Source organism: Azohydromonas sediminis (assembly GCF_003574675.1).
Taxonomy (GTDB): domain Bacteria; phylum Pseudomonadota; class Gammaproteobacteria; order Burkholderiales; family Burkholderiaceae_C; genus Calidifontimicrobium; species Calidifontimicrobium sediminis.
Genome location: NZ_QOAZ01000079.1, coordinates 1 through 1,967 on the forward strand (window position 1 = coordinate 1; position 1,967 = coordinate 1,967).

Annotated in this window: 1 protein-coding gene; it reads left to right on the forward strand. The window is 65.6% G+C overall.

Annotation, left to right across the window (positions count from 1 at the left end):
* Positions 1-399 precede the first annotated feature (399 nt).
* Entirely contained in the window at positions 400-1,908 is a 1,509-nt protein-coding gene (ltrA, locus tag DRV96_RS17680; protein ID WP_119293590.1) for a group II intron reverse transcriptase/maturase, read from the forward strand.
* The last annotated feature ends 59 nt before the right edge of the window (positions 1,909-1,967 follow it).

Sequence of the window (1,967 nt, forward strand, 5' to 3'; positions counted from 1 at the left end):
GTGTCTCCGTGCGCCGGTCAAAACCGGCGAGATGTAGTGAATGAAAGAGTCATACGTTGAAGGCTTAGCCAGCTACGGCGGCCCCGAGTCATGCGCTGTGACCCGCAAGGGAGCAGCTGAAGCGTTGACAGGGGTACGCGCGGGCCGGGTATCGAGCCGCGTAATACATGCCCCGCGGCGAGAGCTGCGGGTGGTCCGGGGTGCCGAGCCCGTGGAGACATGGCGAAGGCAATATCGGTGCAGCCGCAATGGCGAGGCTGCACCGGACCCCGCGCGGTCAGAGACCCCGCGCACGCGCGGAAACATCTCGCACGGGAACCGGGAGATCCCGCGTCTTGCTGCGGCTGCTCGGGAGAGCCTTGCTGCAGCGCGCATCGTGAAGCCCAAGGGCATACGACGATGAGCCACGGGCGCGGGAAGTCGGATCGCGGCGTAGTACCGAAGAAGCTGCCGAACAAGGCTGCTGGGGAAGTTCCTGCGGCGGCGGAGGCGGTGGAGGGAAGGCTGCGAGCCAAGGGAAATGCTGTCCAGCTGCGCATGTCCCGCAGATCGACGCGGGTGTATGACGTGAACACCGCACTGGATGGCATACGACAGACGGCACGAGGCCGTCGCGATGCGAAGTTCACTGGACTGCTGCATCACATCTACGCCATCGAACGCCTGCGGGCGGCGTACCACGCGCTGCGGCGCGATGCCGCACCGGGAGTCGATGGGCAGACCTGGCAGGGGTACGGCATGAATCTGGAAGCCAACCTTCTGGACCTGTCGGACCGGCTGGCCCGAGGGGGCTACCGCCCCCAGCCTGTGAGGCGAACGTACATCGACAAGGCCGACGGGAGTAAGCGCCCCTTGGGCGTGCCCGCGCTGGAGGACAAGATCGTCCAGCGCGCATCGGCCGAAGTCCTTGGTGCGATCTACGAGCAGGACTTCAATGGCTTCAGCTACGGGTTCAGGCCCGGCCGAAGCGCGCACGACGCGCTGGACGCCGTGGCCGTGGGTGTGACGGCGAGGAAGGTGAACTGGATACTCGATGCGGACATCGCCAAGTTCTTCGACACCATCGATCAAGCTTGGCTGATCAAGTTCGTCGAGCATCGCGTGGCCGATGCCCGCGTGATCCGGCTGCTCAAGAAGTGGCTGCACGCGGGCGTGCTGGAAGAAGGACAGATCACGCGCAGTGAGCTGGGGACGGTGCAGGGCGGGAGCATCAGCCCGCTGCTGGCCAACATCTACCTGCACTACGCATTCGATCTGTGGGTCGAGCAATGGCGGGGACGCCATGCCCGGGGCGACGTGATCGTCGTGCGCTATGCCGACGACTGGATCGCCGGGTTCCAGCACCGCGGGGAGGCGCACGCCTTCAAGCGGGCAGTCCAACAGCGGCTGGAACAGTTCGGGCTGAAGCTGCACACCGAGAAGACGCGGCTGATCGAGTTCGGACGCTTCGCGCGCCAGAACCGACGCCGCCGGGGCCAAGGCAAACCCGAGACCTTCGACTTCCTGGGCTTCACGCACTGCTGCGGCAAGAGCAGGAGGGGCCACTTCATGGTCTTGAGGTTGACCAGTGCCACGCGGCTGCGCGCCAAGCTGCATGCCGTCAAGGACGAGCTGCGAAAGCGCATGCACCGGCCGATTGCCGAGCAGGGCCAGTACCTGCGCGCGGTGGTCGCCGGACACAGCCGCTACTTCGCCGTGCCCTGCAACGGGGCGCGGGTACAGGTCTTCCGCTTCCAAGTCGCCCGGCTGTGGCACCGCACGCTGTGCCGCCGCAGCCAAGGCAAACACCTGAGCTGGAAGCGCATGTACCGCATCGTCGATCACTGGTTGCCCCGACCACGCATCTGCCATCCCTACCCGAACCAACGTCTGATCGTCACCACCCAAGGCAAGAGCCGTGTGCGGTAGCTCCGCATGCACGGATCTGTGGAGGGGGTGCTGGGTGACTGGCATTCCTACTCCGACTC

What these genes read in the sequence shown, in the direction of transcription:
- ltrA (WP_119293590.1), top strand. Translation starts at nt 400, where the DNA reads ATGAGCCACGGGCGCGGGAAGTCGGATCGCGGCGTAGTACCGAAGAAG.